This window comes from Paenibacillus sp. PSB04 (genome assembly GCF_025809195.1).
In the GTDB taxonomy this organism is placed as follows: domain Bacteria; phylum Bacillota; class Bacilli; order Paenibacillales; family Paenibacillaceae; genus Paenibacillus_AQ; species Paenibacillus_AQ favisporus.
This window is the reverse complement of the sequence record NZ_CP081301.1, coordinates 5,071,319-5,091,081: the sequence shown is the minus strand read 5'-3', so window position 1 is coordinate 5,091,081 and position 19,763 is coordinate 5,071,319. Positions and strand designations below refer to the sequence as shown.

The following is a 19,763-nucleotide window of genomic DNA, read 5'->3' as shown; positions in this document are numbered from 1 at the left end:
GAACAAGGAGGAAAACCCGAGATGATCAAGTTAGGGGTCAATTCCGTATTATTCAAGCATTTCAGCTTTGCGGAAGCGGCGAAGCAAATCGCGCTCTGCGGTTACGACGGAGTCGAGATTGCCGCCATCCAGGGGATGTGCGAGCATCTGGACCTTAGCCGCTGGAAGGAGCAGAAGAACGAGCTGCTCGAAATCGTGCAAGAGAACGGCCTGTCCCTTCTTTCGACGGAAGTGGCATCGCTCGATGAGCAGCGGCTGCTTCCTGCGTTCGAAGCGGCCGCCGAGATGAAGATCCCGATCGTGAACGTCGGTCCAGGGGGCAAGATGAATGTCGAGGAAGACCTCGCCGCATCGATCGATAAACTGGCCAGCATGTCTGAGAAGGCGGCGTCATTTGGCGTAACGCTGTGCGTCAAAGCCCATGTAGGCAACGCGATCCACAATACGCCGACAACGCTGCGGGCCATGGAGGCTATCCCATCCCCGGCGTTCGGCATTGACATGGACCCGAGCCATATTCACCGTGCCGGCGAGCAAGCCGAGGAGGCGCTTCCTGCCGTGTTAAATCGAGTAAAACACATCCATATCCGTGACTGCCTGGGGAAGGAGCAAGGCCCTGGTCCGATCGAGCTGCAGGCGTGCGGAAGAGGAGACATTGATTTGTACGGTTACTGCAAGGCCATGGTCGACGGCGGGTACGATGGCCCGGTCGTGTTAGAGGTCATCGGCGCTACACCGGAGCATTCGCTGGCGCAGGTATCCATCGTTGCGGCTGAATCGTACGGCTACTTGAACGCGATCCTCAAGAACTTGGGTGCGCGGTAAATCCATATTTGGTAAGGAGTGAACTCAATCGACATGAGCAACCGTAAGCGTAAGAATGAGCCTAAGCGTAAGCCAAACGTCATTATTTTCGGCATCGACAGCCTTCGGCGTGATCATATGAGCTCGTATGGTTACGAAAAGCTGACGACCCCATATATCGACCGAGTGGCGAAGGATGGCGTCCTGTTCGAGAAGCATTTCAGTCCCAGCATTCCGACCACCCCGGCCTACGCGTCTATGCTGACCGGCATGGACGTGTTCGGAACTGACGTCGTGGCACTCCGCCATGAAGGACCATTGGGCGATCATGTGCAGACTCTGGCTGAAACGCTGGGCGATCATGGTTATAACACGACTTGTATCGGTTTTACCGGCAATCCGTCCTCGCGCGGATTCGATACGTATCTGGATTACGAGGCTTGGCTGCCCGATGAAACGGGACGAACGCCGAAAGCGCAAAATTTGAACGAAGTGGCCGTACCGGAGCTGGAACGTCTGGCAGCGGATAACAAACCGTTTTTCCTCTTTTTGCGGCATATGGATCCGCATTCCCCATATTTGCCGCCCGCGCCGTACGAACGGATGTTTTACGGCAGTGACGAAAAAGATCCCGGCAACCGCTCCATGGAACCGGTCTACGCATTCAAACCGTTTGCCGATTTTTTGAAATCCTGGATTCCGGAAGGGGTCACCGACCAGGAATACGTGACCGCGCAGTATGACGGGGCTGTTGCCTATATGGATGCCTGCATTCAAACCATTTTTGCCAAGCTCAGCGCGATGGGCCTGGAGGATGACACGCTTGTGATCATCACCGCCGATCATGGTGAGACGCTGTATGAGCACGATTGTTATTTCGACCATCATGGGATGTACGACTGCACGTTGGTCGTCCCGCTCATCATCAAGTTTCCTGGCCGCATGCCAGCCGGTAAGCGGGTATCCGACGTCACGGTCATTTCCGACGTGATGCCGACGGTTCTGGATCTCCTGGAAATTCCGGTGGAGACGAAGTTCGACGGTCGCAGTCTGCGAAAGACGATCGCTGGCGAGGAGCGGAACCGGATCAGCGAATTTTATATCACCGAATGCACCTGGATGCGCAAGCATGGCTGGCGCACACCGGAATGGAAGCTGATCCGGGCGCTTGAACCGGACTTCCATTTCAAGCCTGAGGTGGAGCTGTATAATCTCATTCTTGATCCCGAAGAAAATCATAATGTTGCGGAACAGGAGCCGGATGTCGTTTCGCTGCTTACGAAACGGATGGAGGATCACATCGCCAGGAGAGAGCAGGAGACCCAAAGAGTCAACCCGATCTATACCAATCTGAATTGGCATGGAACAGGCAAGAAATTCACCTCGTCCCAGGAAGTGTATGATTCCCTTCACATCGGGTCCATCAAAAAGGCGCGTTCGCTGCAGGCGAAGGAAAAGGCGGAATCCCGATGATCAGGGTTGCTGTCGTCGGTGTGAATCATATTGGCAAAATTCACTGCCGGGCATACAAGCAGCACCCGGATACGGAACTTGTCGCCGTATGCGACCTTATGCCGGACCGCGCTGAAGCGGCGGGACTCGAGCATGGCGTTCCTTTCTACACAGATCTGCGTGAACTTCTCGCCGCAGAGTCTGTGGATATGGTGGCCGTGGCGACGGCAGGGGTTGAGAAAGGGAGCCATCATTTCGAACCTGCCGTTATCGCGATCGAAGCAGGAAAAGACGTGCTCGTCGAGAAACCAATATCGAACCGGATCGAAGAGGCCCGCAGCATGGTCGTCTTGGCCCGGGAAAAAGGCGTAAGGCTAGCCTGCAACCTGAATCACCGCTTTACACCTGCTGCGTACAAAGCCAAGGAACTCATCGAACAAGGGAAGCTCGGTTCCATGCTGTATATGAACATGCGGCTTACCATTTCGAACCGGCAGGAGGATACGGAGTGGCTGCACATGCGTGCGCTGCATCCGCATTCCATCGACGTCATGCGCTACTTCGCCGGCGACGTGAAGCGGGTGCAGGCATTCATGACGAAAGCGCCGGGGCGGAATTCGTGGTCGACCGTCTCCATCAACATGGAGTTCGATTCAGGAGCAGTCGGTCATCTAACCGGCAGTTACGACGCCTCCATGCGCCACCCGATCGAGTTCTGTGAAGCGGCCGGCACCACAGGCCGGATCGTCATCGACAACGTCTATGAGAGCATGACGTATTATCCGCATCAATCGGATGAACTTACGGTGCTGCGCAATCCATTGTTCGGCGGGATGCAGGGTTTTGACGACACGTTCAAGCACCGGATCAACCGCTTTATCGAACAGATCAAGGGAGGAGCTACCCCAGAAGACATCGAGGCTTCCGGCTCGGATGCGCTCGCCGCACAGGAAGTCATCGAAGCGGCTATCCGATCGCATCAGTCCGGCGGAATACCCGTAGAGGTGCCGACCAGCCCATAAGCAGGAGGTACTTAAGGATGAATATAAGGCAGGAAGAGAAAGGAACGGTGTTATGGTTTACCGGCCTTTCGGGCGCCGGCAAAACGACGACGGCCCGTTATGTGGCGAATGAGCTGCTGCAGCGGGGAGTCCGCGCAGAACTGCTGGACGGCGACGAGCTGCGGGAAACGATTTGCAAAGGCCTCGGGTTCAGCCGTGAGGAGCGGTTTGAGAACATTAAAAGAATCGCCTACGTCTCTAAGCTCCTTGCCCGTAACGGAGTCCATGTGCTCGTATCCGCCATCACGCCATATGCTGAAATGAGAGACTACGCAAGGCAAGAAATTCCGGGTTTCGTCGAAGTGTATGTTAAATGTCCTTTGGAGGAATGCGAGCGGCGTGACGTGAAGGGCCTGTATGCCAAAGCAAGGCGGGGAGAGGTGAAGCATTTCACCGGAATATCCGACCCTTACGATATCCCTTCCGATCCCGACATCACGATTTGCACATCATCCCATTCGCTTCAGCACAACAGCGATCAGATTTTATCCTGGCTGAATCGCAGGGCACCGCTAAAAAAGGCAGCTCCTTAGGAGGACTAAGACGGATGAAAATCATTTTGATTTCGCTGGATACGCTTCGCGCTTCCCGGTTAACCGGGTATGGTTACACCAAGCCGACAAGTCCGCATATGGACCGGATCGCCGCCCAGGGCGTTCTCTTCGAACGGGCGTACGCCGCGGATATTCCGACGGAAGTGGCGCATACCGGGATTTTCACGGGCAAAATCGGACTCACAACAGGCGTTGTATCGCATGGTTCCGAGCTGGCTCACCTGCCGAAGTCCGTGCCATGGCTGCCGACAATGCTTCGAAGCGCCGGATTCACGACCTCGGCGGTAGACAATTTGTATCAATTGAAGGAATGGTTCGCCAGAGGTTACCGCTATTATACGAACAGCGTCGGCGGCAACCGCTGGATCGACGGCGTGACGGTCAACGAGCTGGCATTCCCGTGGATTGAGGCGCATCGGGAGGAGAGTTTTTTTCTGTTCCTCCATTACTGGGATGCTCACACGCCTTATTTGCCGCCGGCAGACTATATTCCCGAATTTTACGACAGCGGCCGTGATCCCTATGATCCGGCCAACCGCAGCATGGAGCGGGCGTATAATCACCCGGCATATCCGTTTTTTAAACACCACCACTACGATTTGGTCGGGCCGGTAACGGACAGTGCTTATTATGATGCGCTCTACGACGCCGAAATCCGGTATTTGGACGACCGGTTGAAGGAGCTGGACGACCATCTGGAGAAACTGGGAATTGCCGAGGATACCCTGCTGATTCTATTCGGGGATCATGGGGAAAGCCTGACGGAGCACGATATATACTGGGACCACTGCGGATTGTACGAACCGACCGTCCATGTCCCACTCATCATGCGATGGCCGGGCAGAATTCCATCCGGAAAGAGAGTGCATGGGCTGGTTCAGCAGGTAGATCTGCTGCCGACCGTTCTGGAGTCGATCCGTCAAGAGCACCCTTCACATATTAACCTTGCTCTGCTAACTGATCCTATCGGGTTGGACGGCAAAAGTTTATGGCCGGCGATTCGAGGAGAAGCCGAAGGAACGGCGGAGAAAATATTTTTGAGCGAATGCGCCTGGCAGGCAGCCAGAGCCATTCGGACATCGAGGTACAAGTTCATCCGAACGTACGATTCGGGGCCGTTCACCCGTCCGCCAAGGGAATTGTATGATCTGATCGCCGACCCCGCCGAAAAAGACAATCTGGCGGATCAGCTTCCGGAGCTCGCCGATCAATTCGAACAGGAAATCGGCGAATGGGTCAGCAGCAAGCTCGGCGGCCGCGAGGATCCGATGATCCGGCAGCTCGTCGAGGCAGGGCTGCCGTTCCGGAGACGGATCGAGCAAATTCTGTCCGCTTCCGGCATGAGCTGGGACGAATGGCAGCGGGATCCGCGGCGGGAGCGGTTTGATCAGGCAGCTTCGTCCTGCCATTAATGGCTAACGGTCAGAAGGAGGTGCTGCTGTTTGCAGGAAATTCTCAATAGCCGGGGCTACATGAAGGAAGAATTTCCGTTCTGGATCACACGGACCGAGCAGGGATCGCTTGCCGAGCATGGGCATGAATTCGTCGAGCTCGTCTATGTTGTGAAGGGAAAAGGGAGTCATATCTTTCAAGGAACGCGTTATGACATCCGGGCAGGGGACGTGTTCATTATCAACCCGGGCGAGATACATGCCTATGACGTGGAGCAAGGCGAGAAGATGGAAATCATCAACTGTCTGTTCATGCCGTCCTTCATTTCGGACGCCCTGCTCAGGGAGCTGGAGATTACCACTTCGATGGATTACTTCTATGTGCATCCTTTCCTGAAGCATGACGTCCGTTTCAATCATCATTTAAACCTGCTCGGACAGGAAGCGGCTTCCGTCCTTACGCTGCTTGACAGCATGATCCGGGAAATCGGAGCGCGCGTCCTGGGGCATACGACGGTGATCAAGCTTCAGCTGGTGGAGCTGCTCGTGCTCCTCTCTCGATATTACGCGCTTATGCACAGCCGTAAAAGCTATGCTTCGCCGCGCCAGCTGGACCGGGTGATGACAGCACGCCGGATCTACGGTTATTTGGAGCGGAGCTTCGATAAAAAAATTACGCTCCAATCCCTTTCCGGTTTATTTAACGTCAGCACCCGCCAGCTTAACCGCATCATGAGGGAAGAATTCCACAAGAGCGTATTCGACGTCCTTCATGAAATCCGGATTGAACGGGCCAAGCGGATGCTGGCCGAATCGGACGAGAAGGTGATTGCCGTGGCCGCCAGCGTCGGCTATGACGATCCGTCATTCTTCAGCAGGCTCTTCGTGAGGCATGCCGGCTGCTCACCGAGCGAGTACAGGAGCGGTGCAAATGCCTAATCAGCGTCCTAATGTACTGCTGATCACCGCGGACCAGCTTCGGTACGACTGCGTGGGCTACAGTGGTATGCATCCGGTCCGCACGCCGAATTTGGACCGGCTCGCTGCAGGCGGCGCGGCGTTCTCTCATGCGTATTCCGTGTTGCCGGTCTGCTGCCCGGCGAGGCAGTCCCTGCTCCATGGCAGCCGGCCGGAAACGTTTGGCGCCTTGTGGAACTTCAGCGGGGCGCTTCCTGTTGCGGCGCTGCCTCCTGATGCCTACACCTGGGCGAGGACGCTTGCAGAAAACGGGTATTCCTGTGCCTACTTGGGGAAATGGGGTGTGAATCCCGATTACGATGCGACGGCCTACGGATATCATTCGTATCTCGGTGAAGCGGAGTACGACGGATATGCCAAGAAGAAGTACCCGGACGTGCATTTTACAAACGGATACTTCGGCGAGAGTAATCCGATTCCGCTGGAGGACGCAAAGACGCATTGGTTTGCAGACCGTGCAGCCGCGGAACTGGAACGCCTTCAATCCAGCGGGGAGCCTTGGCACATGGCGCTGCATTTCTCAGAACCGCACCTGCCGTGCAGGCCGTCCGCGCCGTATGATGACATGTACGATCCCGCTGACATGCCGGAATGGGAAGGATTCAGGGATACACTGGCGGGCAAGCCGTACATCCAGCGGCAGCAGCAGCTCAGCTGGGGCGTGGAGCATTTTACATGGGATGACTGGGCGCCCATTGTTGCCCGGTACTACGGATTGATCAGTCAGCTTGACGATGCCATCGGCAAGGTACTGGATGTGCTGGAACGCACGGGGGCCGCAGAGAATACCATAGTCATCTTTACCGCCGACCACGGTGACATGTGCGGCTCGCATGGCATGATGGATAAACACTATATTTTATATGACGATGTCGTTCGGGTGCCGCTCATCATTCGCTGGTCCGGCGTTCGGCATCCCGGGCAAACCTGCGATGATTTCGTGTATAATTTTCTGGATCTGCCTCCGACGTTTCTGTCCATCCTGGGACTTGAGTTATGTAACCCCGGCCATCTGCAGGGGAAATCGCTGCTTCCGCTGCTTGCCGGCGAGGGACTGACTGAGCCGTGGCGGGACGCGGTTGTATCCACATACAACGGTCAGCAGTTCGGACTGTATACGCAGCGAATGATCCGGACCAGGCAGTGGAAATACATCTGGAATCCAACGGATATCGACGAATTGTATCAGCTGCAATCTGATCCCGGCGAGCTGAATAATGTCGTCAGCGAAGCGGAGCATGCCAGCATCCTGCAAGAACTTCGCGCTCGGCTGTATCACCAGCTAAAGGCGGACGGGGATGCGCTCGTCTCGAACCAGTGGATGCAGAGGCAGCTGCTGGGCGGCGCTAAGCTGAACGATATCCAGCGGACGACCGGATCGCTTAAAGGTTAGCTTTTTTCCCATCCTCCCAATGAAAAGATCTGCAAGGTTCAGGTCGGTCATTCGGGAGCTTTTTGCGTTCCCCAAATAAATTCTGCCGCCCGTTTAAGCTTGTCCATTCAACAACTCCCCTGGAATGGCCGGCCGGATATTATTCATCGCACGCTCTTTGGCCTCATCCAATACGTGGGTGTAGATCTGGGTCGTGGAAATATCCTCATGGCCAAGCAGCTCTTGAACCGTCCGCAGGTCGGCTCCGTTGTGCAGCAAATCCGTAGCGAAAGAGTGTCTCAGCTTATGGGCGGACAGCGTTCTTCCCGATAAATGCGGATACTTTTCGAACAGGGCTTGAAAGGTTTTTTCCGCGATACTCTGTACCATTCGTTTGCTGATACGGCGCCGGAATTGGGAAATAAAAAAGGCCGTTTCCTTGGTATTCCGGGGAGGGATCCGCTCGCTCAGACATGTTTGCAGTAAGTTGGTCATTTCGGCAGGGAGGGGGATGTAGCGCCATTTCCCGCCTTTTCCGAGCACACCGATGTTGTTCCCTTCCTGATCGAAGTCCGAAATGTTTAACTTCACGATCTCACTGACACGAAGTCCCGCATAGGCCATCAGGGCGACGATCGAAACGTCCCGAATCATATATCTTCCTTCAACCAGTCCCAGGCATGCATCGAGAAACTGCTTTTGAAGATACACAGGTTGTTTTTTCTTCTCGACCTTTGCTTTTTCAATATTCATCGCCGGATTATGGTCCGTTAACTTGAATCGAATCATGACTTTATAAAAGAGGCGGATGGCCGACTGGCACCGGTTGCGGTACCGGGCGCCGGCGCCGCTCTCACGCACACGGGTCAGGAAATACATCACATCAATCTCTGAAACTTCCGAAACGGCTTTGCCGTCCAGCGACGTCAAAAAATGCTTGAGATCATGAAAATAAGCATTCTGCGTTTCTTGTGAATATTCACGATCCTTCATATAGGAAACAAACAGCTTCGTTTCGCGTTCATATTGCTCAAAAACTTCCGTATATTTCATCAGCTTGGCACCCACCTGATCGATTTAAAGATAAATTGCATTAAATATAGATTTAATGCAATTTTAGTATAACAAAAAACGCTGTAAGTTAGGGCGCTTTTGCCGCAAATAAACGGGAGCCGATTTTAGGACGATTAAGGGTCTGCTGTTCGCTTTACAACCATTTTCTTCCCCAATGAAGCTGAAGGATCACCAGGTGATGATAAGAAAAACGTCTATCGACGTACCTTCAAAGAAGTCAGACCGCGTTTAGCTGAAGTTTTTCTTGCGATTATAGAATGGTTCAGCTTCGCTGAAATTTATAAATTCTATAATCTTAAAAATCTCTTTAGGGTTCATATGAACCAGTATATAATGTTCTTATTAGTTTATATCAATCCAATCAAGTTCATTTGATACTCTGAAATGGGGAGAGAACAATGATGCCGACAATCAAGCTCGAATTATTGAATCGTCAAGATGAAGTGAGGACGGAGGAGTACAGCGATTCGCAAACGACGCATGTCCATTTGATGGAACGGGAAGAAGAAGGGTTTACGCATCTGGCCTGCCAGCATGTGGAGTACGCCGAGGGCGACAGGTTTAGAGTTACGATGGAACAGCCGGATTCGTATATCGTGGTTCAGATGGATGAGACGCTCAATCCGTCTTTCATTTATGTCAAGGGAACCACATGGGAATACGAGATTCCGCTGGCGTACAAACGAGCGTATCCCGAGAACGCTTTTGCCGGATCGAAGCATTATGTTACTGCCCGGTATGCGACGGAGAATGAGATTAGCCAGTACCGTAATCTGGCCTTAAACCCTCATGACCAGAAGCAGGACTCTGGCGCTTTCCCGCATGCTCATGCGAATGTCGAAACCCGAAATGACCCGACCTTCTTTGCCCGCAACGCCATCGATGGCGTCTATGCCAATTACAGCCACGGTTCTTACCCGTATCAATCCTGGGGAATTAACCAGCAGCCGGATGCCGAGCTGACACTGGATTTCGGTCGTAAGGTGCAGCTTGACCGGCTGGGCCTTGTATTGCGCGGCGATTTTCCGCATGACAGCTGGTGGAAAGAAGTCACGGTTGCTTTTTCCGACGGGTCAGAGGAGCAGCTCCATCCTGCAAAAATCCGCAGCATCCAATACTTTGACATCTCTCCCCGCACGGTCGAATGGCTGGTGCTCAAGCGCTTGATCAAAGGCGATGAGACGCCGTTTCCGGCCCTGACGCAGATTGAGGCATACGGCAGAAATATATAGGTAATCACCTTTTGATGGGTAAGCATCGTTTACCGGGCAAGCCGCCGTTATTCCCTGCACATCCTTTTACGCTGAAGAACTTAGCCTATATAATGGAGACAGATCGTCTTGGCGAAAGGAAGGTGCTCCTGTGCGGGAAACCTGTGTTCCGGGCGGCGTTAAGCTCAAAGACACCGGATTTGGATATACGTTGTCCTTAATCGGCGGCAAATACAAAATGATCATCATGTATTGGTTGTCCGAACATCAAGTGATGCGTTTTAATGAACTCCAGCGGAGTATCGGAACCATTTCCTTTAAAACACTTAGCGTTATGTTAAAAGAGATGGAGGCGGACGGCCTGGTCTTACGTAAGGAATTTCCTCAGGTTCCCCCGAAGGTCGAATATTCGTTGTCCGAACGGGGTCTTTCCCTCATCCCTGTCCTAAATCTGATGTGCGAGTGGGGGGAGAATAACTTTGTTCCCGGCGTTGAGGCTGTTCAGCGATAGGCATCCCGTAATTCGGCTCATTAGAAGGAGTATTTCCCGTACAGGGAGATACTTCTTTTTTAATGGCCATATCCATTTGCCGGTTTAGAGGGAGTCGATAAATTTCAAATAGTTCCGCGCGCTTTGTTCCAGTTCGTCCGCAGGCTGATCGGCTTCCGCTCCCGGCACATTTTCTCCAGGCTCGCTCTCCGTACCGTAGAATGCAAAAACCGAACGAAAATCTGCATTGCAGTACCGGAAGGTCGTTTCAAACGGAACCAATATTTGCTCCAGTGTATACCGGTACCTGCCTGTTTCGCTGTAATCCGCTTTTTTGATCCCTGCAGAGACGCCAAGAGCGACTTTGCGGTTCTTTAGCTTGTCGCCACCGTTCGAACCATAAGCCCAGCCGTATGCCAGCACTTCGTCCAGCCATTGTTTCAGGAGAGGCGGACAGTTGAACCACTGGATTGGAAACTGCAGCATCAAATGGTCATGCGTTTCCACCAAACGCTGCTCTTTTTCCACATCAATGGATTGGTCAGGATAAGCTTTGTACAAGTCATGGACCGTGTATTTTTCCGGGTATTTATGAAGCTCTTGGACCCACCGTTTATTAATGACAGACGTTTCAATGCTTGGATGCGATACGATGACTAAGGTTTTCATCGGATTGATCCTCCTTTGTTCGATAATGACTTCGTATTGAGTATAAAAAATACCCCGCCACGCTGTAAGTACGCACTTTTAGTACAGGTACTAACATCATGGTAAGTGTGAACCGCGTCGAACAGAGCCTTTTAACGACTTACGTCAACGTACCCAAGCTGTATGACCGATACAGGCATGAAAACGGAATTGACAGAGGCCGGATAAATCTATACAATAAAATTGTTTCATATGAATAAATAATTGAGAGTATCGGAAGCATTTTAACTGTTACAATCAAATTTTTTATCCGAAGCATACATTTATCTCTTTAAAAGGAACGATCGATTCTGAAAAGATCATCTTTCCATGAATAGGCTAAAAGCAGAACGATGAGCATTCCTTTCACGTACATTTATTGTTTCGAATGAAACATATGGTTTTAATCAACTCATAACAACGAGCCGGGATGCAGTACTTGGAACCGACGAGTGATTCGCGAGGCTGTAATGCGTTGGTCAGGAGTTGGGAATCACATCACAGGCGGTTTTCAAGGCTGAATGAACAGGAGGGTTCGAATCATGGAATGGGCGAAAATCATCCAAGAGCGCAGAAGCATCCGCAGGTTTAAATCCTTTCCCGAGGTGGATCAGGAACTTGTGCGGGAGCTGCTCCGCGAAGCGCAGGGCTTATATCCTTATCCTTCCGGCGAGGCTTCAAGTTACCGGTACGTATATGCAGGAACGGCGGAATCCAGGGAACGTCTTGCTGCCTGCATGCTTGAGCCCTTGGTGAAGAACAAACTGGTCAAATGGCTGCCGGAAAAAATTCGGGATTTTGTCCGAAAAAGAGTAACGGAAATACCCGGTCATTTGGCTGTTATTGCCAGCACGAATGAGGACAGAAGGACAAATGACATGAATTACGCGGCAGTTTGCGGGATCATGCAAAACTTCCAGCTGCTTGCCTGGCAGCGGCAGCTTGGTACCCTATGGGATACGGAGCCGATGATGCAGAGCCGGGAGTTATTCCACCTTTTCCAGATGAAACCAACTGAGAAACTGGTGGGAATTTTACACCTTGGCTTTTTTGACAAAATACCGAAAGCGAGAGCCAGGACACGCGCAGAAAAGAAATGGACGATCATATCGGGATAAGGAGGCGAACTCATGAACATCACCGGTATCACAAATACAGGACATACATTAAACTACAGCAATCGGCCCGTTCCTGAAACTCACATCCTGGATCTGTTAAATGTGGCCGTATGGGCTCCGAACGACGGACTGCGGGAGCCGTGGCGTTTTATATTTATCGGGTCAGGCAGCACAGACATCATGGCCGGATTACAGGAGAAGGCGCCGGCTTATTTGATCCTGGTGATTAAAGAAGAGCGCGATCCTCATAAAAGGGAAGAAGATTTCGCAGCCGCATGCTGCCTTATGCAAAATTTCCATATGCTTGCTCAAGAGAGTAAGCTCCACGTCCGAATGACGATGAACGACTGGATTTATGATCGAGCATCCGCCCATCGTTTTGGTGTTCACCAAGAGGAGCGGATCGTCGCCGTTCTGGAATTGGGTTATCTGGAGCAACCAATAGATCCGGTAACTGCTGCTCATTCACCGGATCTTAACTTTGAGTTATTGTAATTGGCAAATAATCAAGCTGCATAACCTTTTTCGCTCCTGATGCATCTAAATTGGGGGAATGTTCAAAGGAGTACGTCAAAGATCCAAATCCTTCTCAGCGTCCCTTCCGGAAAGCATGTTTTCCGAAAAGGGACGTTTTTATTTCTGAACGATGTCACATTCGGCAGCATGCCAAACGTTATACAGGGTGAGGATGGGACAACAAGGGAGGTGATGCCATGAAATACCTCAACCCCGGGGAAGAGTCGACACAACCTATCGAGAGCGTCGTAGAAAGTGTCAAACAAGGAGATAAGCAGGCATTTGCCGACATCATCCGTACGTTTGAGCGTCAGATTTATACGTATTGTTATTACATTTTGAAGAACCGCGAGGAAGCGGAGGACGCGCTGCAGGAAATTTTCATCAAGGTGTATCAATCCATCCATAAATATGAGCACCAGGTTTCCTTCTCCTCATGGTTGTATAAAGTTGCTTACTACCATTGCATGGACATGGCCAGAAAGAAGAGCCGGCAAAAGAAGACGTTATCTCTCCAAAAAGAGATTCGGCAGTTGGAGAATCAGCATCAAAAGGACAGCGTACCAGAGGTGGAAGAGCTGCTGATGAGTTTGAAGCCTGAAGAAAGGCATCTCGTGCTCCTGCGGGCAGTGGAGCAGTACAGCTTCGAAGAGATCGGACAGATTATGGACTGCAAACCGGCAACCCTGCGCAAAAAGTTCGAACGTGTCCGAAAAAAACTGATTCTGCAAAAGAAGATCAAAGGAGGGGTAACCCATGAACGAATGGTCAGATCTAACTGAAGAAGAACTGATGGCGCATTTGCGGAGAACGGTTAAGCAAAAGGAAATGCCGCAAGAAAGCTACGCCAATCAAATTATGGAGAGGCTGAATGAGATGAGTAGATCCAGAAGAAGCGAACGTATCGGAAGAGGAACCTGGAAGAAAAAGGCGGCGATTAGCGTAACAGCTGCAGCCATGCTTGGAGGCGTGGTGATGGGAAGCGGCTTCGTATCCCCAGTTATGGCGGATGCCTTAAAAAACGTGCCGTGGATCGGCAGTGTGTTCCAGTACAATTCGGACAGCACTTTGCAGAAGGCCAGCACCACAGGGCTGACAACTGCGCCGAACTTGAGTGTAACTAAAGACGGGGTGACGCTTAGCATTAAAGAGGTGATGTTTGATGGAACCCGGCTTGCGTTCGCTATTGAACGTCAGGGCGTGGACGACGATACGATGCTCTCCCCTTATCCACCGGCAGGGGCGAAGGATGAGAAGGGGAACCTGATCCAAACCGTTCCATTGGAACAGCAGAAAAAAGGGTATATCTACATGCCGGAAGTCAACATCCAAGGTCACAGCAAATTTTTCGGTATGTTCACGGACGCTGTAGGCAAAACGGAAGATGGCCAATCGATTCGAAACATGGCCATGTATGAATTGACGAAAGGATTGACCGAACTTAACCTGCCCGAAGCGTTTGATATGTCCGTAAAACTGAACGTCACCGGCATCCAGGAACCGTTTGAATTCGTCGTTCCTGTCAAAAACCTGGCGAAAGGAGCCGTCGTCCTTCATCCGGACCAAACGCAAAGCAGCGGCGGTTTCAGCTATACGGTCAAACAGGTGGATCTGACGCCGATAACGACACGACTCGTACTGGACAGCAAAGGCAGCGTTCCTGTGACATCAGAGCAAACAGGAGATTTAAGCCCGAGCAAAATGTATTACGATATCGTGGACCAGAATGGGAATCCGGTGCAGCAGAACATGATCGGATACTTCAACAGCAGCCCGGGTACTGAATATCATGAGGATGAGGCTTATAAGCCGTTTGACAAAACGCCGACCTCCATTACGATCAAGCCTTATACATTGACTGTGAAAAAGGATTGGACCATCGTTTCAGACAGTAAGGGGGAACCGCTTAAAACTTATCATAAAGATCTCGAAATGACGATTTCGGTCGTCCATTAACAAGCTAATTAAAAAAGGTTATAACTCTGCAAAAAAGAGCTCTTATTCCATCTCGAACAGGGATGGGGAGCTCTTTTTTGATAGGCTATTTTAGCTGGCCGATGGACAAATTGACCTTATAATTGCCGAACTGAACCATCTCGCCCAGAAGGTCATTGAGGTCCATAGGGGTTGGCACCTGCACTCGAAGGAGATAGCAGCCTTCACCGCTGATCCGGTGTGCCTCCACGATGGGCTGGGTACGCTGGATGTACTGCTGGAACGAAGCATGCGTATCCGCGGATTTCATAAAGACTGTAATAAAAGCACTGACCTGGAGTCCAAGCTTGCCCGGATTGCACCGAAGCGTATAACCCTCGATCACCTCCAGATCCTGGAGCTTCCGGATGCGGGCACCCACCGCCTGACCGGTGAGATGTACCTTTTCTCCGATCTCCTTGTTGGACTGAAGAGAATTTTCCACCAGCAGCTGCAATATTTTAAGGTCGATCTCATCGATATCTTGTTTGCTCATCTTGCCCTTCATTCCTTTCACCGTGAAAATATAGCTGCCAATATCGTTTCGCCAGGCTATGTAAAGAACACGTTTTCCTGTTTTATACTGATATCGTGAATAACAGAATCATAAACCAAACCGGGAGTGAATGGAAATGAAAATTCAATTGATCCGCAATGCGACATTGTTTATTGAATATGCCGGTGTAACTCTTCTCGTCGATCCGATGTTCAGCGAGAAGGAGACCAACCCGCCGGTTATCAATACCGCCAACGAACTGCGCAACCCGCGGGTATCCCTGCCAGTGGAGGTGGAAAAGCTCGTGCAGCCGGATGCGCTGCTGGTCACCCACCGGCATCCGGATCACTGGGATGAGCCTGCCCAGAAGCAAATCAGCAAGGAGACGGCGGTATTCTGCCAGCCGGAGGACGAAGGCGAGATCCGGGCAGCCAGATTTGCCCGCACGACGCCGGTCGAAAGAAGCGTTACATTTCAGGGAATAACCTTGACCCGAACCGGAGGTCAGCACGGAACGGGAGAAATCGGTAAACAGATGGGGCCCGTGTGCGGCTTTGTCCTTCAAGCCGAAGGCGAGCCGACGGTCTACATTGCAGGCGATACGATATGGTGCCGTGATGTTGAAGAGGCGCTTGATGCCTACCAGCCGGATCTGACGATCGTTAATGCCGGCGGTGCCCGCTTCGTGACGGGGGATCCGATCATTATGGATGTGAATGACGTGCTTGCCGTTCTGCGTCATCAACCGGATACCCGGGTGGCTGCCGTTCACATGGAAGCGATCAATCACTGCTTTTTAACGAGGGATGATCTGAAAGATGCGATAGAGAAGGCGGGATACAGCAGCCGGGTAATCATTCCGGAAGATGGGGAAATCTTTGCGGATTAAAAAAATATTTATTTTTGGGTTTTTTAAAGAGGATGCCGGGGGCGGACAGCGAAGGATACAGCATACCGTTTGAAAGCGAGGGATCATTGGCTCAATGAATCAGAATCAAGTATTTCAGACCAGGCTTCTCAGCTCGTTATCCAAAGTATTTCCCGATGGACAGGGAACCGAACATCCCGTGACCGGCGGGTCGATGCTCAGCAACGAAACGTATGCTTTTCAAGCCGCTTACCGGGCGGAAGGGACGGTGAACGATCTCAGGGTCATCGTGGATGCTCCGGCCGCACTGCCGGTTACGGTACGCCGTGTTGGCCTCGTGCCGTCCGGACTTCCCGTATATCCGGATCACGATGAACATGTCCTGCGTGCCGAGCCGGGATTATTTCCGGATCCGCTGTATCCGCTGGATGAAGAACAAGCCATTCCGGCTGTACCGGGAGAGTGGCAAAGTGTGTGGATCACGCTTCAGCCGAATGGTCAGACGCCGGCGGGCAGCTACCCGATCACCGTCCGTTTTGCATCCGGGGATGGGGAAGTTGCCGGAGAGGAGACTTTTCAGCTGGAGCTGATTCCGGAGGAGCTGCCTCCCCAGAAGCTGATACATACCGAATGGTTCCATACAGACTGCCTGGCGACCTATTACAAGCTGGACGTATTCAGCGAAGAGCACTGGCAGGTGATCGGTCAATATATGGATACGGCCGTGAAGCATGGCATGAACATGATTCTGACGCCCGTCTTTACGCCGCCGCTGGACACCGAGGTCGGCGGGGAGCGGCCGACGGTTCAGCTTGTGGATGTGACCGTCACGGGAGAAGACCAATACGCGTTCGGCTTTGACCGGCTCGCAAGATGGGTTGAGCTGTGCGATGAGAAGGGCATCCGCTATTTTGAATTTTCCCATTTGTTCACGCAATGGGGCGCGAAGCATGCACCGAAGATTATGGCATCCGTAGACGGAAATCTACAGAAGATTTTCGGATGGGAGACCGATGCCACCGGTGAAACGTATCGTCTGTTCTTGGAGCAGTTTGTTCCGGCACTAACGGAATGGATTCATGCCAATAATCTGTCGGAACGAAGCTATTTCCACATTTCCGATGAGCCCGGGGCGGATCACCTGGAGACTTATGGCTATGCGAGCAAGCTGCTGGGCGGTCTGCTGCAAGGATTCCCGATCATCGACGCCCTGTCGGACTATGATTTCTTCGAAAATGGTTTGGTGAAAACGCCTATTCCGGCCAGCAACCATATCGAGCCGTTTCTGGAGCATAACGTCCAGCCGCTCTGGACGTATTATTGCTGTTCCCAATATAAAGAGGTGGCTAACCGCTTCATGTGCTTCCCTTCGGCCCGCAACCGGATTCTGGGTTACCAGCTGTACAAGTTTGATGCCGCCGGATTTTTGCATTGGGGTTATAACTTCTATTATTCGCAATACTCCAAAGGCGAAATCGATCCGTACGAGACGACCGATGCCGGCAAAGCTTTTCCGTCAGGCGATCCGTTTATCGTGTATCCGGGACCTGGCGGCGTGCCGGTCGAATCGATCCGGCTTGAGGTCATGAACGAAGCGCTGCAGGATTTGCGTGCACTCCAGCTGCTCGAATCGAAAATCGGCAGGGAGAATGTGCTGAAGGCGTTGGAGGAAGATTTGCCCGAGCCGATCACGTTCAGCCGCTACCCGCGTGAAGAGGAATGGCTGATCGCCAAGCGCGAATGGGTGAACCGGAAGATTAAAGAAGCTTTAGCTTCGGCAAACGTCTGAGCTGCCGCGTTGTTCCTTTGAACACCGCTTCATACACGACAAGACAAGGAAAAAGCATTCGTCAGGCCGGTGGTGGACCGGCTGACGAATGCTTTTGTTTTTTTGAAATATGGGGCTTCTTCATGTCCAACGAGCCGTTAAACCAGCACCTTGCGAAACTCGCGGGTGAGGAGCGGCACGACCTCGAACAGGTCCCCGACGATCCCGTAATCCGCCACTTTGAAAATCGGCGCTTCGGGATCCTTATTGATCGCGATGATAACCCGCGACTGGCTCATCCCCGCCAAATGCTGGATCGCGCCGCTGATGCCGCAGGCGATATAGATCTCCGGCGTCACGACCTTGCCGGTCTGGCCAATCTGCATCGAATAGTCGCAGTAGCCTGCATCGCACGCCGCCCGGGAAGCGCCCACCGCGCCGTGCAGCACATCCGCCAGCTCTTCGAGCGGCTTGAACCCTTCGGCACTCTTGACGCCGCGGCCGCCCGAAACGATAATTTTCGCTTCGGTCAGGTCGACCTTGCCCGACGTCTTGCGCACGATGTCCTTTACGATCGAGCGGAGGGAGCCGGAAGGGGCGTAATCGATCTCGATGATCTCCCCAGGCGAAGATACGCTTGGTGCTGGAGCCAGATTGTTCGGGCGGATCGTCACGACCTGCGGGCCGCCGGTGAACGATTTTTGCTCGAATGCTTTGCCTGCGTAGATCGGGCGGGTGTAGACCGCTTCGCCGCCGTTCTGCTCGATCGCCGTCACGTCTGATATTTGTCCGGCACCCAAATGGGCAGCGATTTTCGGCGCAAGATCCCGGCCCAGTGCCGTATGGCCAAGGAAGACCACGTCAGGTGTCACCTGTTCAAACACGCTTTGCACGGCATCAAAATAAGCCTCAGCGTTGTAGATTTCCAGCTCGGGATGATCCACGGCGTAGACCCGGCCATCCACATAGCCCGCCAGATCTGCTGCGAGGGTCGTAATTTGCGACCCGATTAACACGGCAGCGACGGCGTCTCCTTCATTTTTGGCAATGGAGGCCGCCTGAAGCGCTTCCAACGATACCTGACGCAGGCTGCCACCGCGGACCTCGGCTACGACCACAAACGTTTTACTCATTTGGGATTCCTCCTTTTATGAATTTCTTCAAATCAGCTTGGCTTCGGTACGCAGCAGCTGGACCAGATCCGCGGCCTGCTGGGCAAGGTCTCCCTTCAGGATTTGCCCGGCCTTGCGTTCAGGCGGCAGGGCGAGGGAGAGGCGGTTCGTCTTGGCGGCCACATCCGCTTCGCTCAGGCCAAGATCGCCAAGCCCGAGACGCTGGAACGGCTTCTTCTTCGCCTTCATAATGCCGGGCAGCGACGGATACCGCGGCTCGTTAAGCCCCTGCTGCGCGGTGAATACCGCAGGAAGTGCGACCTCCAGCGATTCGGTATCGCCTTCGGCGTCCCGCTGCACGGATGCTTTTCCACCGGCAATGTCCAGCTTGGTAATCGAGGATGCATGAGGCAGGCCAAGCAGGTGGGCTACCCTTACAGCGACCTGACCCCCGCCGGAATCTACAGAGAAGTTGCCGCCGAGAATGAGGTCTACGGACTGCTGGCCGAAATAGGCCGCGAGCGCTGTGGCGATGCTGAACTCGTCGCCGGGAATACTGTCGCCGTCAATAAGCACGGCTTCATCGGCGCCCATGGCCAGTGCCGTTCTCAGCGCCTCGGCCGTGCGCTCCGGTCCCACTGAGACGACGGTTACGGTACCGCCGTGCGCATCCCGCTGCAACAACGCTTCTTCTACCGCATATTCGTCGTACGGATTGATGACGTACTTGACCCCGTCGTCGGAAATCTGTCCATTCGAAATGACGATTCGTTCCTCCGTGTCGAAGGTTTGCTTCAGCATAACGTAGATATTCATGCGGACAAGCTCCTCTCTCAA

At 52.7% G+C, this 19,763-nt stretch carries 20 protein-coding genes; 15 read left to right on the top strand and 5 right to left on the bottom strand.

Annotation, left to right across the window (positions count from 1 at the left end):
• Nucleotides 1-21: 21 nt before the first annotated feature.
• Genes K2F33_RS23590 through K2F33_RS23560 form a run of 7 tightly spaced genes read left to right on the top strand, consistent with a single transcriptional unit; the run spans nt 22 to nt 7,633 of the window.
• Nucleotides 22-825, top strand: coding sequence for a sugar phosphate isomerase/epimerase family protein (locus K2F33_RS23590; protein WP_263878848.1), 804 nt, complete (start codon nt 22-24; stop codon nt 823-825).
• A 33-nt stretch (nt 826-858) separates the two neighbouring features.
• Entirely contained in the window at nt 859-2,277 is a 1,419-nt protein-coding gene (locus tag K2F33_RS23585) for a sulfatase family protein (protein ID WP_212968469.1), read from the top strand.
• Entirely contained in the window at nt 2,274-3,278 is a 1,005-nt protein-coding gene (locus tag K2F33_RS23580; RefSeq protein WP_263878847.1) for a Gfo/Idh/MocA family protein, read from the top strand. The genes K2F33_RS23585 and K2F33_RS23580 overlap by 4 nt, the downstream gene beginning before the upstream one ends.
• Nucleotides 3,279-3,295: 17 nt before the next feature.
• On the top strand, nt 3,296-3,850 hold the full coding sequence (cysC, locus tag K2F33_RS23575; protein ID WP_076165454.1) for an adenylyl-sulfate kinase: 555 nt from the start codon (nt 3,296-3,298) through the stop codon (nt 3,848-3,850).
• A gap of 14 nt (nt 3,851-3,864) precedes the next feature.
• Nucleotides 3,865-5,283 carry a sulfatase family protein gene (locus K2F33_RS23570; protein ID WP_263878846.1) on the top strand — a complete coding sequence of 473 codons (1,419 nt, stop codon included), beginning with the start codon at nt 3,865-3,867 and terminating at the stop codon, nt 5,281-5,283.
• 30 nt (nt 5,284-5,313) lie between these two features.
• Entirely contained in the window at nt 5,314-6,201 is an 888-nt protein-coding gene (locus tag K2F33_RS23565; protein WP_263878844.1) for an AraC family transcriptional regulator, read from the top strand.
• Nucleotides 6,194-7,633: a sulfatase family protein gene (locus K2F33_RS23560; RefSeq protein WP_263878842.1), complete on the top strand. Its 1,440-nt coding sequence runs from the start codon at nt 6,194-6,196 to the stop codon at nt 7,631-7,633. The genes K2F33_RS23565 and K2F33_RS23560 overlap by 8 nt, the downstream gene beginning before the upstream one ends.
• 93 nt (nt 7,634-7,726) lie before the next feature.
• Here K2F33_RS23560 and K2F33_RS23555 read toward each other — a convergent pair whose 3' ends face one another.
• Nucleotides 7,727-8,665 carry a tyrosine-type recombinase/integrase gene (locus K2F33_RS23555; protein WP_076165443.1) on the bottom strand — a complete coding sequence of 313 codons (939 nt, stop codon included), beginning with the start codon at nt 8,663-8,665 and terminating at the stop codon, nt 7,727-7,729.
• Between the two features lie 419 nt (nt 8,666-9,084).
• Between K2F33_RS23555 and K2F33_RS23550 the strand changes: the two genes are divergently transcribed.
• Nucleotides 9,085-9,918 (top strand): discoidin/SUN/FTP domain-containing protein, encoded by an 834-nt coding sequence (locus tag K2F33_RS23550; RefSeq protein ID WP_263878839.1) that lies wholly within the window; start codon nt 9,085-9,087, stop codon nt 9,916-9,918.
• Nucleotides 9,919-10,048: 130 nt separating this feature from the next.
• Nucleotides 10,049-10,408, top strand: coding sequence for a winged helix-turn-helix transcriptional regulator (locus K2F33_RS23545; protein ID WP_105442922.1), 360 nt, complete (start codon nt 10,049-10,051; stop codon nt 10,406-10,408).
• 84 nt (nt 10,409-10,492) lie between these two features.
• Here K2F33_RS23545 and K2F33_RS23540 read toward each other — a convergent pair whose 3' ends face one another.
• Nucleotides 10,493-11,056: an NAD(P)H-dependent oxidoreductase gene (locus K2F33_RS23540; RefSeq protein ID WP_263878836.1), complete on the bottom strand. Its 564-nt coding sequence runs from the start codon at nt 11,054-11,056 to the stop codon at nt 10,493-10,495.
• 560 nt (nt 11,057-11,616) lie between these two features.
• Between K2F33_RS23540 and K2F33_RS23535 the strand changes: the two genes are divergently transcribed.
• The 4 genes from K2F33_RS23535 (at nt 11,617) to K2F33_RS23520 (ending at nt 14,664) form a co-directional block, all read left to right on the top strand.
• The gene (locus K2F33_RS23535; protein WP_263878835.1) at nt 11,617-12,192 is read left to right on the top strand and encodes a nitroreductase family protein; all 576 of its coding nucleotides are present in this window, start codon (nt 11,617-11,619) and stop codon (nt 12,190-12,192) included.
• A 12-nt stretch (nt 12,193-12,204) separates the two neighbouring features.
• Nucleotides 12,205-12,687 (top strand): nitroreductase family protein, encoded by a 483-nt coding sequence (locus K2F33_RS23530; protein ID WP_263878834.1) that lies wholly within the window; start codon nt 12,205-12,207, stop codon nt 12,685-12,687.
• A gap of 218 nt (nt 12,688-12,905) precedes the next feature.
• Nucleotides 12,906-13,490 (top strand): RNA polymerase sigma factor, encoded by a 585-nt coding sequence (locus tag K2F33_RS23525; RefSeq protein ID WP_076165431.1) that lies wholly within the window; start codon nt 12,906-12,908, stop codon nt 13,488-13,490.
• Nucleotides 13,465-14,664 carry a DUF4179 domain-containing protein gene (locus K2F33_RS23520; protein WP_263878833.1) on the top strand — a complete coding sequence of 400 codons (1,200 nt, stop codon included), beginning with the start codon at nt 13,465-13,467 and terminating at the stop codon, nt 14,662-14,664. Before K2F33_RS23525 ends, K2F33_RS23520 begins: the two co-directional genes overlap by 26 nt.
• 85 nt (nt 14,665-14,749) lie before the next feature.
• Here K2F33_RS23520 and K2F33_RS23515 read toward each other — a convergent pair whose 3' ends face one another.
• A complete protein-coding gene (locus K2F33_RS23515) occupies nt 14,750-15,178 on the bottom strand; it encodes an Lrp/AsnC family transcriptional regulator (protein ID WP_145133472.1) in 429 nt (142 codons plus the stop codon).
• A 136-nt stretch (nt 15,179-15,314) separates the two neighbouring features.
• On the opposite strand from K2F33_RS23515, the gene K2F33_RS23510 reads away from it, so the two are divergent.
• A complete protein-coding gene (locus K2F33_RS23510; protein WP_263878831.1) occupies nt 15,315-16,067 on the top strand; it encodes an MBL fold metallo-hydrolase in 753 nt (250 codons plus the stop codon).
• A 94-nt stretch (nt 16,068-16,161) separates the two neighbouring features.
• Nucleotides 16,162-17,835: a DUF4091 domain-containing protein gene (locus K2F33_RS23505; protein ID WP_263878830.1), complete on the top strand. Its 1,674-nt coding sequence runs from the start codon at nt 16,162-16,164 to the stop codon at nt 17,833-17,835.
• Between the two features lie 137 nt (nt 17,836-17,972).
• On the opposite strand, the gene K2F33_RS23500 is transcribed toward K2F33_RS23505, so the two are convergent.
• Together K2F33_RS23500 and K2F33_RS23495 are read right to left on the bottom strand one after the other, a co-directional pair.
• A complete protein-coding gene (locus K2F33_RS23500) occupies nt 17,973-18,947 on the bottom strand; it encodes an electron transfer flavoprotein subunit alpha/FixB family protein (RefSeq protein WP_263878829.1) in 975 nt (324 codons plus the stop codon).
• A 27-nt stretch (nt 18,948-18,974) separates the two neighbouring features.
• The gene (locus K2F33_RS23495; RefSeq protein ID WP_263878828.1) at nt 18,975-19,742 is read right to left on the bottom strand and encodes an electron transfer flavoprotein subunit beta/FixA family protein; all 768 of its coding nucleotides are present in this window, start codon (nt 19,740-19,742) and stop codon (nt 18,975-18,977) included.
• Between the last annotated feature and the right edge of the window lie 21 nt (nt 19,743-19,763).

Coding starts and splice junctions, on each gene's coding strand:
- K2F33_RS23585 (WP_212968469.1), top strand. CDS start 859: ATGAGCAACCGTAAGCGTAAGAATGAGCCTAAGCGTAAGCCAAACGTC.
- K2F33_RS23570 (WP_263878846.1), top strand. CDS start 3,865: ATGAAAATCATTTTGATTTCGCTGGATACGCTTCGCGCTTCCCGGTTA.
- K2F33_RS23535 (WP_263878835.1), top strand. CDS start 11,617: ATGGAATGGGCGAAAATCATCCAAGAGCGCAGAAGCATCCGCAGGTTT.
- K2F33_RS23520 (WP_263878833.1), top strand. CDS start 13,465: ATGAACGAATGGTCAGATCTAACTGAAGAAGAACTGATGGCGCATTTG.
- K2F33_RS23550 (WP_263878839.1), top strand. CDS start 9,085: ATGATGCCGACAATCAAGCTCGAATTATTGAATCGTCAAGATGAAGTG.
- K2F33_RS23510 (WP_263878831.1), top strand. CDS start 15,315: ATGAAAATTCAATTGATCCGCAATGCGACATTGTTTATTGAATATGCC.
- K2F33_RS23505 (WP_263878830.1), top strand. CDS start 16,162: ATGAATCAGAATCAAGTATTTCAGACCAGGCTTCTCAGCTCGTTATCC.
- K2F33_RS23530 (WP_263878834.1), top strand. CDS start 12,205: ATGAACATCACCGGTATCACAAATACAGGACATACATTAAACTACAGC.
- K2F33_RS23590 (WP_263878848.1), top strand. CDS start 22: ATGATCAAGTTAGGGGTCAATTCCGTATTATTCAAGCATTTCAGCTTT.
- K2F33_RS23555 (WP_076165443.1), bottom strand. CDS start 8,665: ATGAAATATACGGAAGTTTTTGAGCAATATGAACGCGAAACGAAGCTG.
- K2F33_RS23580 (WP_263878847.1), top strand. CDS start 2,274: ATGATCAGGGTTGCTGTCGTCGGTGTGAATCATATTGGCAAAATTCAC.
- K2F33_RS23540 (WP_263878836.1), bottom strand. CDS start 11,056: ATGAAAACCTTAGTCATCGTATCGCATCCAAGCATTGAAACGTCTGTC.
- K2F33_RS23500 (WP_263878829.1), bottom strand. CDS start 18,947: ATGAGTAAAACGTTTGTGGTCGTAGCCGAGGTCCGCGGTGGCAGCCTG.
- K2F33_RS23495 (WP_263878828.1), bottom strand. CDS start 19,742: ATGAATATCTACGTTATGCTGAAGCAAACCTTCGACACGGAGGAACGA.
- K2F33_RS23525 (WP_076165431.1), top strand. CDS start 12,906: ATGAAATACCTCAACCCCGGGGAAGAGTCGACACAACCTATCGAGAGC.
- K2F33_RS23560 (WP_263878842.1), top strand. CDS start 6,194: ATGCCTAATCAGCGTCCTAATGTACTGCTGATCACCGCGGACCAGCTT.
- cysC (WP_076165454.1), top strand. CDS start 3,296: ATGAATATAAGGCAGGAAGAGAAAGGAACGGTGTTATGGTTTACCGGC.
- K2F33_RS23515 (WP_145133472.1), bottom strand. CDS start 15,178: ATGAGCAAACAAGATATCGATGAGATCGACCTTAAAATATTGCAGCTG.